Origin of the sequence: Azorhizobium oxalatiphilum (assembly GCF_014635325.1) — a bacterium.
Classification (GTDB): Bacteria; Pseudomonadota; Alphaproteobacteria; order Rhizobiales; family Xanthobacteraceae; genus Azorhizobium; species Azorhizobium oxalatiphilum.
In genome coordinates, this window is sequence record NZ_BMCT01000001.1 from 1832224 (window position 1) to 1850922 (window position 18699).

An 18699-nucleotide genomic window follows, 5' to 3' on the forward strand; every position below is an offset into this window, starting at 1 on the left:
CTTCCGGCGCGACGCACCGGAGACAGTGCGGAACCTACTTGCAGGCTTTTCGTATTGCAAGAGGGCCGGTGCCTGTTTCTGCGTGGCAGAGGGGGTGTCGTCCACAGGAAGGGATGAAGTCCCTGAAGAACAAGGCAAATCCCGCACCCGGACGAGATCCGGGTGCGGGGGAATGGCATCAGGCCGGCGGCGGTTCGGCCACTTCCGGGGCGGGCTGGTAGATCTGCCCGCCGCTGGCGCGGAACTTTTCCGCCATCTGGGTCATGCCGGCTTCCGCAATATCGCCGGCCTCGATCTTCAGCTCCTGGCTGATCTTCATGGAGCAGAATTTCGGGCCGCACATGGAGCAGAAGTGCGCCACCTTGGCGCCTTCCGCCGGCAGGGTCTCGTCATGGAAGGCTTCCGCCGTCTCCGGATCCAGCGAGAGCGCGAACTGGTCGCGCCAGCGGAAGGAGAATCGGGCGCGGGAGAGCGCATCGTCGCGGATGCGCGCCGCCGGATGCCCCTTGGCGAGATCGGCCGCGTGGGCGGCGATCTTGTAGGAGATCACGCCGGTCTTCACGTCGTCCCGGTTGGGCAGACCCAGATGCTCCTTCGGCGTCACGTAGCAGAGCATGGCGGTGCCGAACCAGCCGATCATCGCCGCGCCGATGGCGGAGGAGATGTGATCGTAGCCGGGCGAGATGTCCGTCACCAGCGGGCCGAGCGTGTAGAAGGGCGCCTCGTGGCAGACCTTGAGCTGCTTCTCCACATTCTCGCGGATGAGGTGCAGCGGCACGTGGCCGGGGCCCTCGATCATCACCTGCACGTCGTGCTTCCAGGCGATCTCGGTGAGTTCGCCCAAAGTCTCCAGCTCGGCGAACTGGGCGGCGTCATTGGCATCCGCGATGGAGCCGGGGCGCAGGCCGTCGCCCAGCGAGAAGGCCACGTCATACTTGGCGAGGATCTCGCAAAGCTCCTCGAAATGCTCGTAGAGGAAGCTCTCCTTGTGGTGGGCGAGGCACCACTTGGCCATGATGGAGCCACCGCGCGAGACGATGCCGGTGACGCGATTGGCGGTGAGCGGGATGTAGGGCAGGCGCACGCCCGCGTGCACGGTGATGTAGTCCACGCCCTGCTCGGCCTGCTCGATCACCGTGTCGCGGAAGATCTCCCAGTTGAGGTCTTCCACCACGCCGTTGACCTTCTCCAGCGCCTGATAGATCGGCACCGTGCCGATGGGCACCGGCGAATTGCGGATGATCCATTCGCGGATGGTGTGGATGTTCTTGCCGGTGGACAGGTCCATCACCGTGTCGCCGCCCCAGCGGATCGACCACACCAGCTTGTCCACTTCCTCGGCCACGCCCGAGGTCACGGCCGAATTGCCGATATTGGCGTTGATCTTGACCAGGAAATTGCGACCGATGGCCATGGGCTCGGTCTCGGGATGGTTGATGTTGGACGGGATGATGGCCCGCCCGCGCGCCACTTCCTCGCGCACGAATTCCGCCGTGATGTCGGTGGGAATCGCCGCGCCGAGGCCCATGGCCTTGTGGTTGGGATGCGCGCCGCCATTGGCGCGGGCGAGATTCTCGCGCGCGGCCACATATTCCATTTCCGGCGTGATGATGCCGGCGCGGGCGTAGGCCATCTGGGTCGGGCGCTGGCCGGCCTTGGCGCGCAGCGGCTTGCGGCCGGTGCGGTCGAAGGTCGGCAGGTGCGTGACCTGACCGGGCTTGAGGCCATCATCCTCGGGCTTCTGCGCCCGGCCCTCGATCTCCTCCACGTCGCCGCGCGCGCGGATCCAGTCCCGGCGCAGTTCGGCAAGGCCCTTGGTGAGGTCGATGACCGCATTGGGGTCGGTATAGGGGCCGGAGGTGTCATAGACGCGCACCGGCTTCTCTGACGGATCGGACAGGCCGATCTCGCGCATGGCCACCATCACGTCCGATCGCTCGGCGGGGATGAACACCTTCTTGGAATGGGGCAGGGGGCCTGTCGTCACCTTCAGGGCGGAGGTGGAGGCTTCGTCGAGCATACGGATCTCCTTCAAGCTCGCGCTTCAAATGAGATCCGGGATGAGCTTCAGGAGCAGGTTTGCCGGACGGACGCGTCCCGGAATGCGGGATACGAGGGGGCGCCAGGCTGATTCCGATCCCTTCGCCGGCATGACCCGGATCAGGTTCGAAGGGTCATCGTGGCGCCGGGTGCCGTAACGGCCGGACCGGAAGACGATATCTCAGCCCCCTCGCGGGGCCCCCCTTGGAATGACGCCAGACTGTGGGTTCATTGCGAGGGTGTCAATCTTGCGCTGCAACATGGTGACGGACGGGGCCGTGGGAGAACGAAGCGGACGTGTCTCGCAGGCGCGCGAACGCCCTCTCCCGCTTGCGGGGGAGGGTTGGGGAGGGGGCGCGCCGCAGGCGCGGACGCGGGCTGGCCGGGCGGGTCGTCTTTAGGTTGGGTGGGCGCGTGAGGTGGCCTTGTTGACCGGCGATTCACCCGGCCGTGCCCCCTCCCTAGCCCTCTCCCGTTTGCAGGAGAGGGGACATGTTGTGCGGAGGGAGAGGGGCTGCGTGCCCGGCGGAGCGCCCCGCCTTCACAGCGCCCCGAGCGCCCGCCAGAGCGGGATGCGGATGCGCAGGCACCAGTCCACGCTCTCGGCCACGATCTCGCGCTGGCCCTCCACGCTGCTGATCACCTGCCCATCCCGCGCCAGCGGCGTGCCGCTGGCAAGCAGGCGCTTCAGGATGTGGTCGGTCAGAGCCTCCCGCTCGGCCTCGACGCCGATGGAGACAGCATGGAACACCGCGCCCTCCATGGTGGTGAGGTTGAGGCCGGAGCCCGCGAAGGGGGCGGCGATGGAGGCGGTGGCGGCACGCTGCTCGGCCACATCCTGCGTCAGCACGCGGTTGAGGCGGGCGGCGGCCGGGCTTTCGGCCTTCGCGGCCGGCGGTACGGGCAAAGCCTGCCCCGAGCCCACCAGCACGCCGGCGATCTCCACCATGGAGGGCGCGCCGGCCTTGCCCGCCAGCTCGGGCAGACGCACCAGCTCGCCCAGAGTGTGCGGGCCGGTGGCGAGGGCGGCGATGACCGGGCGGTAGAAGTGCTCCGGCAGCTGGGCCTTGCCGGCGGGCACATCGAGTTCTGTGCGGGCCTCGTGCGGCGGGATGGTCAGCGCGAGGCCGAACTCGGCGAGGCGGGCGTCGCGCAGGCTGTCCGCCATGCGGCGTGGACCGCGCACATAGAGGTCGCGGCGGAACGGGCGGCTGACCAGATAGTCCTTCAGCGTCTCGCGCAGACTGCCGGGCGGCACTTCCTCCAGCAGCTTGCGCTGCTCGGGCTTCAGCGAGAGATCGGGGAAATTATCGATCAGCGAGGCCGAGCCCACATAGCCCAGCTTGGCGTCCGCCAGCTCCGCTGCCGTATCCATGTGATACTGCGGGTGCCAGTTGGCGTTGAGATATTCATGGGCGAGATAGATGGAGCGGTCCTGCGTGCCGCCGGTCTTGTCGGCGCCCTTGCGCAACTGCTCGATCAGCCCGGCATTGCCGAGCACGCCGGAACCGGCCGCCTGAAACCGCTCGATGAAATCGAGGCCCTTCAGGATCTTGATGTCGCTGCGCTCATGGCCGAGGCGGGAATGCTCCAGCAGCAGACGCTGCATGGGCAGCAGCGCCGTCCAGCCGGGCATGGCGTTGTAGGTGACGGACACCGCGCCGCCGGGCTTCGTCTTCGCGCCGAGGAATTGCGTGATGCGGGCCCGATCCGCCGGGCTGATCCACGACCAGACGCCGTGCAGCGACACCATGTCGAAGTCCGGCAGATCGGTGCGGGTCAGCATGTCCTCGAAGCTGAGTTCGAGGAAGCGGATGTTCTTCACCCCCGCCTCATCAGCCATGGCCTGCGCGCGGGCGATGTGGGCGGGGTTGAAATCGGTGGCGACGATCTCGGCCTGCGGATTGGCGGCGGCGATCACCAGCGCGGTCACGCCCTGTCCGCAACCCAGCTCGCAATAGGTGAAGGCGCCGGTGCCGCGCGGCGGTTCGAAGCCGTTGATGAGGCAGCCGAGCATGAGATGCGTCGGCGCCTGCTCCACATAGAGGCCGGGCAGATATTCGATGTCGGCCACATAGCCGGAAGCCCAGTCGGTCATGGTGTCCCCGTTGAAAAAGCGAAAAGGAAGCGGGTTGGCGCCTCAGTCGAGGCTGCCGATGGAGAAGGTGGCGTCGTTGCGGTCCACCGGGCTCGGGGCGCTGAGCACCCAGGCGAGCTGGCCGAGCCGCGCGCCGCCGACATCATGCTCGCCCGTGGAGAGACGGGCGGCGGGTACGCTGGCGGCCTTGACCAGAACGTTGATATCGAAGGTGAATTCCAGCCCGCAGAAGAGCTGCACCAGATCGCGGATCAGCTCCGCGCGCGGCGCGCCGGGCAACAGGTCCAGCAGGTCCGCGCGATCCGCAGGCCCCACATGGATGCGGAAATGATGCTGCGCCACCCACGCCCGGCCGCCCAGCATGGCACTGGAATTCAGATGCGCGTGCTGGCCTTCCAGATGGTCGGCGCCGCCGAGGCGGGTCTGCTCGGCGGGCGGCACGTCCACCCACCCGCCGGTGAAAGGTTCCACCCGCACCGCCTGTCCCAGCTCGTTGCTGAGCAGGGTCTCAAGGGCCGCCAGAGAGCGGGTCTGGCTGGCGAACAGGCCGGCATTGTGCAGCACCAGATCGTCAGGGATCGCCAGCCGATTCTCCAGCTTCGGCGAACCGAGGCCGGTGAGGCTTTTGAGGCCGACGGTGAAGAAATCCGGATAATCGTGCCGGCTGCCCTCATGGGCGAGGGCGATGCGGTATTTCGCGCTGGCGCGGCAGAAGAGCGAGACAGCGCGATGGTTGAAGATGTCGATGAAGGCGCGCATGCCCTCGTCGCGCTGGCGCACACCCTCATTGGCGTGGGTCGTGTAGGCGTAGGGCAGTACGCCCAAGGGCCCGATGAGGCCGAAGGTGGAGACGGTCAACTCCACGGGCTCGCCCGGTGAGCGCTGGCGGGCGTGGGTGATGGCCGCGCCCGGATAACGCAGGTTCGTATCACTGACGAAACGCGCGCTGCCCGCTGCCCAGAAGCCGAAGTCCTCGCCCGCATCCCGCTCCGGCAGCTCGCTGGCGAGTTCGGCTTCTTCGGCGGACAGGTCCGGCCGGCCGCCGCGCCGGTTCAGGCGCGCGACGCTTTCCACCACGCGCACCGCCTGCGCGAGGTCGAAGCTGTGAGGCGCCCGCAGCAGGGCGTCGATCACAGGAGAGGGCGATATCCCGCGCGCGCCGGCCATGTCCTCAGAGATCCCGGTTGGCCCTTCACGGTCGCGGTGAGGCGGGTGAAGGAGTTGATGGATGCGTGCAGGCCGAAGAACTGGTCCAGCACCATGGCGAACAGAAACAGGCTGCTGCCGCTGAAATTGGCCGGGTTGAACTCGGCCACGAGGTCGATGCCCTGGCAGATGGCATCCCCCCACGCCACGTCGCCGGGGCGCTTGGGGGCGCGCGCCGTGCCGCGCCGGGCGGAGAGCGCCGTGATGCCCTCGATCATCAGCCGCGTCTCGGGCGAGCCGCGGAAGTCATAGAGCATCAGCGTTTCCTGCAACGCCTCAAGGCCGCCTTCGCCCACCAGCGAGAGGTGGTTCAGCATGAGGTGGGAGATGAGCCGCCAGTTGCGGGCATCTCCATCGGGAATGCGGATGGTGTGGGTGAGGGGCGAGATGCAGCTCACCTCGCCGATGGCCGCCGCCACCTGCACCGGGGTCAGCACCGGATGGCCACCGCCATAGGGCAGCTTGGCGGGCAGGTCGCGGTTGAGGCACAGCGTCTCGGCCGCCACCACGATGTCGGTGGAGGCGAAGGCGGGGTCGATCTCCGAGAAGGAGAGGAAGACTTCCGTGCCTGACAGCCGCCCTTCGGAGCGGCGCCGGGCGGTGGCCCAATAGCCCGCATGGTCCTGCGCCTGGCTGGGGCGGCGGGCATAGAAGGGCGAGATGGACTTGCGCTTGCCCTCGGCATCGGTGGCGATGACGGAGGTGAGCGAATGCACCTCCAGCGCCTCGGGCCGGCGGGCGTCGGGAATGACGCGATATTCCAGCCGGTTCTGGCCCACCAGCACCGGCTCGCTGCGCTGGCGGAACAGGTTCACGATGGGCGTGCAGCCGAGCGCGAAGAAATCCTTGGTGATGGCCCGCTCCAGCGCCGGGTCGGAGCGGTTGAAATAGAAGAAGACGGAGAGTTCCGTGCCGGCGGCGCCCAGCACCTTGGTGGACAGGTCCACGTCGAAATAGAGGAATTTGTCCGGGAAGATGAAGAATTCGGTGAGCGTGCGATAGGCCGGCTGCGACTGCGGCGCGTAAGGAAGGATCACCTCTTCCGGCCCGAAGCCCACAGGGCTGACCGCCTCCGGCTTCACGAACACCGGGTTGGGGTCGGCGGCATTGTCCGCGATGGCGATCGCCATGGTGTTGTTGAACAGCAGCTCATGCAGCGCATAGACGTGCGAGGGCTGGCCGCGCAGGAAGAAGCGCAGGCTCTCCGGTTGCAGGCTGGAGAAGGTGGTGTCCGGCGCGGTGCAGCGCAGGGTCAGCTTCAGGCAGGAGAAGGCGCCCGCCGTGCGCGCATTGGAGGGCGCCACGAGGGGGCGGCCCTTCAGCGAGGCATCGGCCACCGTGATGGGCCACAGCGTCACCGGATAGCGGGTGCGGAAGCGGCAGGTCTCGCCCTCCACCGGCTCGGAATCCAGCTCCGTATTGACCGGGATGGTCTGCGGCGTCGTCACCTCGGCCTTGGGCTTGAACTGCACCGTGGCCATGGAGGGAATGGGCGCCAGATAGTGCGGATAGAGGATGTCGAGCAGGGTGTTGACCAGCTCGGGGAATTCGTCGTCCAGCTTGTGGTTGATGCGGGCGTTCAGGAAGGCCACGCCCTCCGCGAGGCGGGCCACGTGCGGGTCGTCGATCCCGTCGCCGCTCATGCGCAGGTTGCCGGCGATCTTGGGATGCCGGGCCGCGAACTCCTTGGCCATCTGGCGCAGATAGAGCAGTTCGCGGTTGTAATAGGGGAGAAGGTGGTCGCTCACGTCGCCGCGCTCGCCAGCGAGATGGAATTGAGCACGGGATCTATCACGGTGTTGAAGATGATCGGCTCGGCCTCGTTCTCGATATAGATGTGCGCCTCGATGCGGATGCGCAGCGTGCGGTCCGACGGATCGGCATTGGGCACGGCGTAGATGCGCATGTCGGACAGGCGCGGCTCATAGGTCCGGATGGTCTTGCCGATATCCTCCACCACGGCGGACCGCTGCCCCTCGGTGGAGAGGTTGGCGGTGCACAGGTCCACGATGCCGTAGTTGAAGATGGAGGTGTCCAGCTCGCTCAGGCCCTGCGCCCAGCCGCGCACGCGATGGGGCGTGTTCAGCAGGTCCTGCAGGTCGGCGCGGATGCCGTCGCGGATGCGCGACACCCGCGTGCCGTCATGCTCGCGCAGGCGGTCCAGCAGAGAGAGGCTGACACCGGCGGGAGGGCTCATTTCGTGTCGAACTCCAGGCGGCGCAGCTGCAGCAGGGTCAGGCTCTCGTCGCCCACCAGGAAGGTGCGCAGGCCCTCGCCCAGCACGCATTCGGAGGCGACTTCGTCCCAATTGGTCTCGCGGCCCAGCAGCACGGCGTCGGCGACGGGGGCCTCGACGCGCTGCGGATAGATGGCGGGGATCGCCACCTCGCCCTGCGGGCCGCCGCGCACGCTGATCTGCGCCATGCGCCACGCCGTGTCGAGCATGCGCTTGGGGGCGTCGAACTCCAGCGCCTCCACCTGCTCCATGGGCACCCAGTAATATTTGCCCGTGGTGGTCATCACTTCGAGGATGCCGGCCAACAGATCGTCCAGATCGCGGAAATCGGAGAAGGCCACGTCGTCATGCTTGCCGGAGATCTGCGGGCGCAGATCCTCGGCGCGGGCGAGGCTGGCGCTGGCTTCCGCGCTCTGTCCGGCGCGCAGCTGGACGAGGGCTTCGAGCCGCAGGGTGACATGCTCCGGCGGGGTGGCGAGGAGTTCCGGCGCGCGGCCTTCGCGGAACACCTGCTTGCGGGCCATGCTGGCGCGCAGCAGCTGGCGCAGGCTGCCCACCTGAAGGGCGGTCTTGGGATCCTGCTGGGCGATGGCCTCGAACATGCGCTCGGCCCGCTCCAGATCGCCGGAGACGCACAGAAGCTCGGCCAGCTGGCTGCGCACGGCGATGTCCGTGGGCTTTTCCTTGACCTGCTGGTTCATGGCCGCGATGGCCCCGGCGAGGTTGCCTTCCTGGAACAGATGAAGCGGCGTGGCCGACATGGACTTGGTCCCCCGAATGATCAGATGGCAGGTCGCTGGTTCTGGAGCGCGATGTCCGTCACCAGTTTGAAGGTCGTGAAGATCTGGTCGAGCTGGAAATGCGGGCGCAGATGCATGACGCAGGCGAAATTGCCCGGCCGGCCGGGCACTTCCTTCACCTCCACGCTTGCCTCGCGCAAGGGGTAGCGGGCTTTCATCTCCATGCTCGCATCGTCATTGCCCAGACAATAGCCCAGCAGCCAGGTTTGCAGGTCGCGCTCACAGGCTTCCGCCGTGACATAGCTGCCGATGCGATCGCGCACCCGCACTTTCACATAATGGGCGAAGCGCGAAACGCAGAGGATGTAGCGCAGCATGGCCGAGATGCGCGCATTGGCGGCGGCCGAGGATGTGCGCTGGTCCGGCACGTTCTGGATCGAGGAGGAGGTGTAGAAGACGAGCCGCGACGTGCTCTTGCACACGTTGAGGCTGATGAGACCGAGCTGCCAGAGATCCTGCTCGATCTGGGTCGGGATCACCAGTTCCGAGGCGAAGCGCTCCACCGTTCCGGGGCTGTCGGTCTCGACGCTGGGCGCGGTGAGGCCGTCCACCACGCCATGGTCCAGCACGTCCCGCCGCCCGCCGCAGATGTCGGCGAACCAGCCGTGCAGGTCGAAGGCGCGGATCACCACCTCGCCGAAGGCATAGACCGCGCTGCCCCAGCACAGTTCGTGATGGGCAAGGCCGTGCAGATCCTCGCGATAGCGGAACTTCAGGCCCGGCACGCCATCCTGCCCATAGGGCGCGCGCATGAGCACGCGCGGCACCACGAGGCCGAGGAAGCGGGAATCCTCAAGATCCCGCAGGCGGTTGAAGCGGGTGTATTCCGGGTTGCGATAGAGGCCCGACAAAGTGGAGAGCCGGTCGAGCGAGAGGAAATGCTCCAGCCCGAGCAGACGCGGCGAAGCGGACAGGATGGCGGGCGCGAAGGCTGCAGCGGCGACGCTGGCAAGGCCGGAGAGGGCGGCCACGTCGTCCACGGGGGCGTCGGAGGAGGGGCGGTGGCGCACCTCGTAGTCGCACAGCAGGATGCCATAGGGCGTACCGCCGGGCATGCCGAATTCCTGGCTGTAGACCTTGGCGAACAGATGGCTCTGGTCGAAGTCCGGCGCGCGCTCGAAATCGGAGGCGATTTCGGCCCAGGATATGTTGAGCGCGCGCACGATCACGTGCTCGCTGCCGGCCGCGCAGTGGACCAGATGATTGAGGCCGCGCCAGCCGGATTCCAGCTTCTGGAAGCGGCGGGCGTGCAGGATGGCGTTGAGCTGGCGCGACAGCATGTCGTCGAGGAGCGCGATGTCGCGCTCCAGCGCGCCGATGAGCGACTGCGGATCGGTGAAATGGTCGATGTCGGAGCCGAACCAGTCCTTCAGCGCCGCCGCGAGCCCGAGGCCGGGGCGAAGGAAGGCGTCCAGACGCTCGGCGGGCAGGCGCTTGCAGGCCATGGCGGCCGCAAGCCGCCGCAGCGGACGCGGCGCGTCGTCCTCCGGCATGTTGAGCAGCGCCGGGTTCGCCGGGGGCGACGCTGACGTGGAGGCGTCGGGCGCTACGGACAAGGGACCATCCCGCTGGGCCGAAGCCCTTTTCGATCAATACATTGGAGGGCGCCCGGCGGAACCGGGCGCCCTGTCTTGGAACCTGTCCCGAGGGGCGGAAGCGCAGGCTTCCGCCGGATCGTCAGGACTGGGCCGGAATACGGGCCACCATGCGCAGCGAGGTGGTCAGCTCTTCCATCTGCAGCCACGGACGCAGCCAGGCCACCGCATTGTACGAGCCCGGCTTGCCGGGGATCTCGCGAACCTCAACCTTCGCCTCGGCGAGCGGATACTTGGCCTTCATGTCCTGGCCGGCATCCGGATTGCCGTTGACGTAGTTGATGATCCAGCGGTTCAGCCATGCCTCGCAGTCGCTGGCCTCCATGAAGGAGCCCACCTTGTCGCGGCCCATGATCTTCAGATAGTGGGCGAAGCGCGAGGTGGCCATGATGTACGGCAGGCGCGCGGAGATGGCGGCATTGGCCGTCGCCTCGGGGCGGTCGTACTTCTTGGGCTTCTGCGTCGTCTGGGCGCCGAAGAACACCGCATAGTCCGTGCCCTTGTAGTGGCACAGCGGCAGGAAGCCGAGCTTGGACAGCTCCGCCTCGCGACGGTCGGTGATGCCGATCTCGGTGGGGCACTGCTGGTCGCTGTCGCCGTCGTCCGAGATGAAGGTGTGGCTCGGCAGGTTCTCCACCTTGCCGCCGCCTTCCGCGCCGCGGATGGCGGTGCACCAGCCGTGCTGGGCGAAGGCGTCCGTCAGGCGTGCGCCGAGCACGTAGGACGAATTCATCCAGCAATAGTCCTGGTGCTTCATGGCACGCGGCACGCCGTCGACGATGGGGCTTTCCTCATAGTCGAACTCTTCCACCACCTTGGTGTTCTCGCCATAGGGCAGGCGCGCCAGGGTGCGGGGCATGGTGAGCGTGACGAAGCGGGAATCCTCGGACTCCCGGAACGAGCGCCACTTGGCGTATTCGACCGTCTCGAAGATCTTCTCGAGGTCACGCGGCTTGGACAGCTCGGTGTACTCGTCGAAGCCGAACATCTTCGGGCTCGCCGCCGTCACGAACGGGGCGAAGGCCGCCGCCGCCACGCTGGACATCTGCGTGAGCAGTTCGATGTCTTCCGGATGGCTGGTGAACTCGTAGTCACCAATGAGCGCGCCATAGGGCTCGCCGCCGGGGCTGCCGAATTCGCTCTCGTAGATCTTCTTGAAGATCGTGGACTGGTCGAACTCCGACGCCTTGGTGAGCGACTTGTACAGCTCACGCTTGGTGCAGTTGATGACGCGGATCTTCAGGCTGCTGCCCGTCTCCGAATTCATCACCAGATAGTTGAGGCCCCGCCACGTGCCTTCCAGCTTCTGGAAGTCGGGATGGTGCATCACGGCGTTGAGCTGGGTCGAGATCTTCGCATCGATCGCCGTGATGGCATTATTGATCGTCTGCGCGAGGTTCTTCGAATAGGTGACGGTGCCGGCGAGGGCTTCCTGCGTCAGCGTGCGCAGGAGTTCCGTCGTGCGGTCCGGATCGGTCTGCTTGGTGGCGGCAATGGCCTGGTCGAGGAAGGAGACTTCGGTCGTCGTGCCTTCGGCGCCGGCTGCGGCCTGTTCCTGGGTCTCGGCCATGGATCAGCCCTCCTTCTTTTCGGTTTCGACGCCGAGCTGGGCGCCCAGGGACTTCAGCTGTTCCTCGTTGGAGAGGATCTGCTCCAGGAGGCTCTCAAGGTTTTCCGAACGGTCGGCCTTGGAGAGCAGGTCGCGCAGCTGGCTGCGCACTTCCATCAGCTTGCGCAGGGGCTCCACGCGCTCCACCACGGCGGCGGGGGTGAAGTCTTCCAGCGACTTGAAGTTCAGCTCCACGGCCATCTGGCTGCCGTCGTCGGCCAGCGTGTTGTCCACCTTCAGCTTCAGGCCGGGCGTCATGCGCGCCAGCACCTGATCGAAGTTGTCGCGGTCGATCTGGATGAACTTGCGGTCGTTCAGCGGCTTCAGGGGCTCGCTCGGATCGCCCGAGAAATCGCCCATCACGCCGACCACGAAGGGCAGTTCCTTCTCGACCACCGCGCCTTCGGTCTCGACATCATAGGTGATGTGGACGCGCGGCTTGCGCACCCGGTTCAGCTTGTCATGTACGCTGGGCATTGGGTATCCCCCGTTGGATTAGGACAATTGTATCTGGGTAATTGGGTAAGCTATTCGAGCGACGGTTCCGTGTCGCTATTCCTGTGCCTCCTCGGGCGGAGCGGGTGGGCGAAGGCCGGCGGCGATGTAGAAATAACGCCGCGCATCCGCATCCACGATCAGCTCCTCCAGCAGCGCGCCCAGAGGCATGCGCGCGCGGCGGACGATCTCCTCGAGCGTGTAGGAGATAGGCGAGTGCGGCTCGTTGGTGCGGAAGAAGGCCGCCACATCGAGCAGGGTACGCAGGGCCTGCTCGCGGCTGGAAATGCCCGCGCGCGTCACGGCGCCCGCCGGTGCCGGCGTGCCGTCGGCCGCCACCTCGCCGCTCTCGCCCCCCTCGGTGCCGGTGATGTCCGCCGCCTCGGCGAGGGCCTGCGAGGCGCTGGCCTGCTCAAGCTTGCTCGCGGCGAAGCTGTGCACTTCCTCCAGCACCGTGTTGAGCACGTTGCGGATGGCGCCGGCAGGCGGCGCGTCCATGCCCACATGCGCGGAGAAGGCGTCGGACAAGGCGTTGGCGGCGGCGAGGCAGGCTTCGATCTGCTCCACGAGGCCGGCAAAGAAGCTGGGCGGGGTGGAGCGCACGGCCTCGTCGAAGGCATCCATGCTGATGCCGCCGGAGGACAGGCGGGCCTCGCGGCGGGTCTCGTCGGAGATGGCGGCGATCTCTTTCGCCTGCTCATACTGCCAGAGCGAGAGATGGTCGCTGCCGGAGGTGAGCGGCACCTTGCGCAGCGGCTGGATCAGCAGCCCGTCGGACTCGCCGCCGTTCAGCGCGATGAAGGGCGCGAGCCGGCCCTCGTTGCCATCCTCGTCGGGCAGCGGATAGACGCCGTCCCAATAGGTGCGCACCAGCCCCTCGGCCATGGTGAGGCCGGTGTAGAGGCCCTTGAAGCCGTCGAGCCGCACCAGCGCCTCGATCATCCAGGCGGCCACCTCCAGATCCTTGCCGACGCCGGCCAGGATCTGGAATCCGAATTCGCCCACCTGTCCCCATTCCTCGTCGGCGGGCGGGGCATCGGGATCCACGTCCAGCGCGCGTTCCTTGCGGCGGGCGCCCGCGCGGGCATCCTTCATCTGCAGGAACAGCGAGGACACCGCCATGTCGGCGCGCGGATCCTCGCCATAGCCCGGCTCATCGCCGATGGGGGCGAGGGTTTCAGCAGTGTCAAAGGTCGGTTCGACGGTCATGCTTTGCTCTGGCGAACTGTTCTCGAGAAAACAGTTCCATGGGAGTAGAACCGCGCGCACAGGCTAATGTGAGCATGCACGCCAGCACAAGCCAATCCTCTCCGCGTCCGCGCAGCCGCTTGGCGGGGGAAGACTGTATAGTGAGCCCCGTTTTTCATCCGGGCCTCACTGCACCAGCGAAGTCGGGCAGCGGAAGTTCTGCACGACCTGACGCTGGAACGGATTGTTCACGCTCGCCGCATTGACGGTGAAGCTGGCCGAGCGCGGGCCGAGCACCACGTTGAGGCCATACTGGGTCGCGGTCTGGCGGGTGATGCCGGACGCATTCAGCAGGCGGAAGAAGGCGAAGGGGCCGGCGAACTGTACGGTGGGCGGGCCGCTGCCGCCGCCACCATTGCCGAACTCCACGCGTGCGGCACCGACCGTGCCCGGCCATTTCATGGCGGTGGGCATGGTGGGGCCGTACTGGTAGGTGAGGCTCTGGCCGTCCACCTCCAGCTTCACCCGCATGGCGCCGGGATCGAGGTCCACGGGGGTGAGGGTGAAGTCCACCTCCGGTGCCGAGCCGCCATTGGCGAAGAAGGCGGCGCGGATCTTGGCCGCCTGCTCGAAGGTGGCAAGGCCGGCGGCCGAGATGTCCGGATGGGCGGCGGCGGTGGTGATGGGCTTCCACGGGCTCGCCAGCGTATCCACGAACGACTTCAGCTGCTTGTCGAAGAACTGGTCCATCAGCCCGTTGGGCGCGAACATGCGCGAGAAGTCGGCCAGCGTGGCGTCGGTGGTGGTGTTGGCGAAGGGGAACTTGCCGTTGATGGCGGCCTGGCAGAAGGGGAGCACCTGCGTCTTCCAGGCGCTGTCGAGATCCGCCTTCACGCCGGCATTGGCGATGCTGGAGGTCTGCCGCACCAGCGAGACGATGCTGTCGGTGAGGGCCGGCGGGGCCATCAGCGTGTTGAGCTTCAGCTGGCCGAGGATCTGCGCGAAGGGCGCCCCCGAGGTCAGCTCCGTCACCTGCGCCGGATCGGAGATGCCCATGCTGGCGGCCGGGCCGAGCAGCGAACGCAGCTGGCCCATGGAGGTGAGGACCTGATCCAGCGGGCTCGGGCTGCCATTGACGAAATTATGCACGTCGGTGAAGCGCGCCGTCACCGACTGGCCGAGCGCCTTCAGCCGCGCCGTGCCGGGCGCCAGCGCGCCGGCGACGGCGCTCGCGGCGGAGGTCACGGCAGCGCCGGTCGCGCCCGCGGCACCGGCGATCTGCGCGGCTGCCGCGGGCGGGGCGGGCACTTCCACGGTGGTCTGCGCCTTCACCGATTGCAGATAGCTGGCGAGCGGGGAGGGCGGGCCCATGGCCGCCTGCAGCACCGCCAGTTCGGATTGCAGATTCTCGAAGCCGGCCAGCGTCACGTCGCTGACCATGTTCTGCCAGACGGTGATGTAGTCGTTGATATAGAGGTCCGTCATGTCCTTGTTCAGCTGCGCGACGCGGCTGGCCTGCGGCGAGGACGGTGTGGACGGGAAGCGGACCCAGTCGTCGGAGATGATGCTGTTGGCCACCTCGGCGATGGCCGGGATCACCGTCGTGTAGAAGGCCGAGGACGTATACATGCCCTCGATGGGCTCGGAGAGCGGTCGGCCGGAGCGGCGGGTCAGCGCATACGGCGCCAGCGGGCCGGCCACGTCCGTCAGCCGCCACGGCTGGAGGGCTTTTACGTCGGCGCGTTGCTGGAGCAGCGACATGCCGTGGCTGGAGGTGGGATAGGCGTTCAGCACGTTGCGTGCCTGCGTCACCAGATTCTGGTCCAGCTCGATGGGCGGGATGCCGCTGTCCAGCAGGTTCTGCACATGCTCCAGCACCGCATTGCGCAGGGGCGCCTGCGCCGGGCCGTTATAGGTGGCGGCGAGCAGGTTGCGCATCCAGTTGAGCACCGTGTCGGTGTCCATCGGCCCGGCATGGCCGAGCATCAGATAGACCTTCAGCGCGCCATAGAGCCCGTCCGGGCTGCGCAGGCTGGCCACGATCTCCTTCTGCACGGCGGCGACGATACGCGGCAGCAGCAGGCTGTCGAGGGCGTCCACATATTCCTGCTGGGTGGCTTCGCCGAGATAGGCGCGCTGGGACAGGCCGCCGCTGAGGCGCAGGGGCGCCTCCTCATCCTTCTCGCGCCAGCCGGTGGGCAGGGACTGCAGGCTGTTGAGCACGGGCAGGATGGCGGCGAAATCGGTCTCGGCGCTGGGCTGCACCACCGGATTGGCCTCCAGCGCGGCGACCGCGCCCTTGGCCTTCTGGGTGGCGCGCTCGAGGTCGCTCATCAGGTAGCGGTTGCCGATGAAGCTCACCGTCCACCAGCTCAGCACGGCGAGGCTCAGCACGATGCCGGCGGTGGCCAGCCCCCAGCGCAGCATGCGCTCGCGCCGCCGCACCGTGGGATCGTGCTCGACGAGGCCGGCTTCCTTGATGATCACCTTGTCCAGCAGATCATGAATGAACAGGCCGGCCTTGCGGGCGGGCGTCAGGTCCGATCCGCCCGTAGGCGGCAAAGCGGCCAGCTCTCCGCGTCCGGCGGCGGCCTGCGTGCTGGTGAAATAGAAGCCGCGCAGCAGCAGCGGGCGATCGTAGGTGGTGGGCTTGAACACGTCCTCGATCAGATCGGCGATCAGCGGCTTCACGGTGGCCAGATGCGGCAGCATCATGAAGCAGTCGAAGCGCGAACCGACGCCGAAACCCTGGCTGACCTGGCTGACCATGCGCGGCATCTGCCAGCGCAGGAAATTGTCGAACTCGGCCGAGAACGTGGCGGGCAGGGGCTTGCCCTTGGTGGTGATGCCCTTCTCGTCATAGAGCGGCAGCGTGACGCCGAACACCGCCTGCCGCTCGGCGGTGGAGAGGTCGGCGCAGAATTCGTCGAAGCCGGGAATGGCGTCGGTCTTGGTGAAGATCACATAGATCGGCACCCGCGCCTTCACGATGCCTTGGAAGCGCTCCAGCTGGTCGCGCAGATCCGCATGCAGGGAGAAGCGCTCGGCATCGCTCGCCCGCATCAGATCGGGCAGCGACAGCACCAGCAGCAGGCCGTTGATGGGCTGGCGCGCGCGGTGGCGCTTCAGCAGCGAGGCGAACAGCGTCCAGGTATTCTCCTCGGAGGGCGGCACCAGCGGGCCGCGCGTCTCCACCAGCACGGCTTCATCACTGAAGGCGAGGCTGATGGTGCCGGCATTGATCTGGCCGTTGCGGGCTTCGTTCAGCGGGAAGCGCAGGCCCGAGGCGCGGATCAGCGCCGTCTTGCCGGACTGCTCGGCGCCGATGACGCCATACCAGGGCAGCTCGTATTTATAGCGGCTGTTCAGGAAGCCCGGATTGCGGATGCGGCGCAGCACGCCCATGGCCAGCTGGAAGCCGCGCTCCATGGCCTCTTTCTGCGCTCGCGAGGCGGGCGGCGCCTCCACGAGGGCGGAGGCCACCTTCTGCTTCTGCCGCTCCTTGTCCATGGGCGGGGCGCTGCGGTGGGCGAGCAGCCAGTAGAGCCCCACCAGCCCCGCCAGCAGCAGGATGATGACCGTGGTGAGCACGCGCGGCGCCACGGTCTTGAACGGCTCGGCGCCATTGATCTGAAGGGCGGGGCCGAACAGCCAGATCGGCAGCGCGAATGCGAGCACGATGGCGCTGAGCAGCACCCAGCGCCAGAAGGTCCATGAAGTCAGCGTCTGTCGCATCTGAATGATCCCCCGCCGCTGGCTTTATTGGGGCGTGAGGATGATTTCGACGCGGCGGTTCTTCTGCCGGCCGTCGGGCGTCGCATTGCTGGCGACGGGATCCGCGTCGCCCTTGCCTTCCGTGGTGATGCGCGTGTTGCCGCCGAGGCCGGAGGCCAGAGCCTGCCCCACCGCCCGCGCCCGCGCCGTGGAGAGCGCGAGATTGTCCGGGAAGGTGGCACTGCGGATCGGGATGTCGTCGGTATAGCCCAGCACCTGAACGGGTCCCTTGAACTTGGCGAGCGCCGCCGCAATCTTGCTGACCACCTCCGGATAGGGCGGCCTGAGCGCCGTGGAGGCGCTGGCGAACAGCTCCTGCTGGGTCTGGATCACCACCGTATTGCCGCGCGCGAACACCTTGATGAGCCCGGCCTTCTGCTCCGGCTCAAGGAAGCCGCCGATCACCTGCAACGGTGTCTGCGCGGGGGCCGGCGGCGTCACGGGGGCGGGGGCCGGGGCCGGAGGCGGCGGCACCACGGGCACCGGCACGGGCTTGGCGATGACCGGATCGGTCATCAGCGCCTGCACCTCCTGCGAGGCGAGGGTCGCCTGCCGGCGCAGCACGATGGAATAGCCGAGGAACAGGATGATCAGGAACGCCAGCACGCCGATGCCGTAGAACAGCAGCGGCAGGAAGTCGCCCGGCCCCTTGCTCTCGGCGGCGATGCCGCGCCAGCTGGGGGACAGCTCAGGCTTCACGCCGCCGCGCACGCTGCGCAGGAACTGGAAGACGTCTTCCTTCAGGCGCGTCAGCTCGCCCGCGCCATTTGCGGCGAGGCGGTATTTGCCCTCGAAGCCGAATTGCAGGCAGAAATAATAGAACTCGATCTCGCGCACCACGGAGTGGGGCGCGGCCATCATCTGGTTGAGCAGGCCGAAGAAGCGCTCGCCGCCCCAGGTCTCCTGGAACAGTGCCGAGACCAGCGTCTTGGCCGCCCAGTCGCTCTCATTGCCCCATGCGGTGTGCAGCACGCAGTCGTCCGCCGTGGCGGCGATGGCATAGAGGATGAGGCGGGTGTGCTGGTGCGAGAGGCCGCGCGCGATGGCGTGGGTCTCGAAATTCTGGAGTTCGTCCAGCAGGAGGTCGTGCAGCGCGTCCGCGTCGCCGGTGGGCTGGAGCTGCGCGCGCACCAGGATTTCCAGCACCGGTACCGCCAGAGCGAGGCCGGGATTGTCCTGATAGACATCGAGCACGGCGCGAAGGGCGGCCTCGTTCGGCCCGTGTGTCGGCAGCAGCGGGACGGGCGGGGCGACAGCAGCCGGCGCACGGCGGCCCTGATCGCGCTCCACCGCCCTGAGCCGCGGTTCAGCGGCGGCAGCGCGCGGGAAGGGGAAGGGGCTCGGCTGCGGCGCGCGGGTGGCGGTGGCCATCTGCGGCATGGGCTGTTCGCTGGCCGGAGCACGCCACCGCGCGGCCGGCGCGACGATGGTCGCGTCCGCATCCGTCTGTGGGTCGGTGTCTCTGGCCATGACTCCCTTCCGGTTGTTGATGTGAGCCTGCCCCGGCAGGGTTGCGCGGGCATGACTGAACTTGGCGGTACCTAAACGGCTGCCTCCGGCCCTGCGCGGGCCGGCGGCTGTCTGGTCTTCCTACCGGCGCGCGATGCGCTGCGCCGGGGTCGGAGAGGCGCCCTTGCGCCCTTATTGCGTCGTCCCTG

Annotated in this window: 12 protein-coding genes and 1 riboswitch; all 12 genes read right to left on the reverse strand. The window is 67.4% G+C overall.

Going from position 1 to position 18699, the window contains the following annotated elements; translation table 11 throughout:
- Positions 1–178 precede the first annotated feature (178 nt).
- A complete protein-coding gene (gene thiC / locus IEW24_RS08275) occupies positions 179–2020 on the reverse strand; it encodes a phosphomethylpyrimidine synthase ThiC (protein WP_188577075.1) in 1842 nt (613 codons plus the stop codon).
- A 99-nt stretch (positions 2021–2119) separates the two neighbouring features.
- A riboswitch (TPP riboswitch) is annotated at positions 2120–2255 on the reverse strand.
- A 326-nt stretch (positions 2256–2581) separates the two neighbouring features.
- A complete protein-coding gene (locus tag IEW24_RS08280) occupies positions 2582–4138 on the reverse strand; it encodes a class I SAM-dependent methyltransferase (protein ID WP_188577076.1) in 1557 nt (518 codons plus the stop codon).
- A 42-nt stretch (positions 4139–4180) separates the two neighbouring features.
- Positions 4181–5305: a type VI secretion system baseplate subunit TssG gene (tssG, locus tag IEW24_RS08285; protein WP_188577078.1), complete on the reverse strand. Its 1125-nt coding sequence runs from the start codon at positions 5303–5305 to the stop codon at positions 4181–4183.
- Positions 5269–7092: a type VI secretion system baseplate subunit TssF gene (tssF, locus tag IEW24_RS08290; RefSeq protein WP_188577079.1), complete on the reverse strand. Its 1824-nt coding sequence runs from the start codon at positions 7090–7092 to the stop codon at positions 5269–5271. Before tssF ends, tssG begins: the two co-directional genes overlap by 37 nt.
- Positions 7089–7541 carry a type VI secretion system baseplate subunit TssE gene (gene tssE / locus IEW24_RS08295; protein WP_188577081.1) on the reverse strand — a complete coding sequence of 151 codons (453 nt, stop codon included), beginning with the start codon at positions 7539–7541 and terminating at the stop codon, positions 7089–7091. Before tssE ends, tssF begins: the two co-directional genes overlap by 4 nt.
- Positions 7538–8341, reverse strand: a complete 804-nt coding sequence (locus IEW24_RS08300) for a type VI secretion system accessory protein TagJ (protein WP_188577083.1) — start codon at positions 8339–8341, stop codon at positions 7538–7540. The genes tssE and IEW24_RS08300 overlap by 4 nt, the downstream gene beginning before the upstream one ends.
- Before the next feature lie 20 nt (positions 8342–8361).
- Complete coding sequence (gene tssC, locus IEW24_RS08305; RefSeq protein ID WP_188577085.1) at positions 8362–9936, reverse strand: type VI secretion system contractile sheath large subunit; 1575 nt, start codon at positions 9934–9936, stop codon at positions 8362–8364.
- A gap of 121 nt (positions 9937–10057) precedes the next feature.
- Positions 10058–11545: a type VI secretion system contractile sheath large subunit gene (gene tssC, locus IEW24_RS08310; RefSeq protein WP_188577088.1), complete on the reverse strand. Its 1488-nt coding sequence runs from the start codon at positions 11543–11545 to the stop codon at positions 10058–10060.
- 3 nt (positions 11546–11548) lie between these two features.
- Complete coding sequence (gene tssB / locus IEW24_RS08315; RefSeq protein WP_188577090.1) at positions 11549–12061, reverse strand: type VI secretion system contractile sheath small subunit; 513 nt, start codon at positions 12059–12061, stop codon at positions 11549–11551.
- Between the two features lie 75 nt (positions 12062–12136).
- Positions 12137–13288 carry a type VI secretion system protein TssA gene (gene tssA / locus IEW24_RS08320; protein ID WP_188577093.1) on the reverse strand — a complete coding sequence of 384 codons (1152 nt, stop codon included), beginning with the start codon at positions 13286–13288 and terminating at the stop codon, positions 12137–12139.
- Positions 13289–13453: 165 nt separating this feature from the next.
- Positions 13454–17002, reverse strand: coding sequence for a type VI secretion system membrane subunit TssM (gene tssM, locus IEW24_RS08325; protein ID WP_188577095.1), 3549 nt, complete (start codon positions 17000–17002; stop codon positions 13454–13456).
- A 24-nt stretch (positions 17003–17026) separates the two neighbouring features.
- Entirely contained in the window at positions 17027–18511 is a 1485-nt protein-coding gene (gene icmH, locus IEW24_RS08330; protein ID WP_188577098.1) for a type IVB secretion system protein IcmH/DotU, read from the reverse strand.
- Positions 18512–18699: the final 188 nt, after the last annotated feature.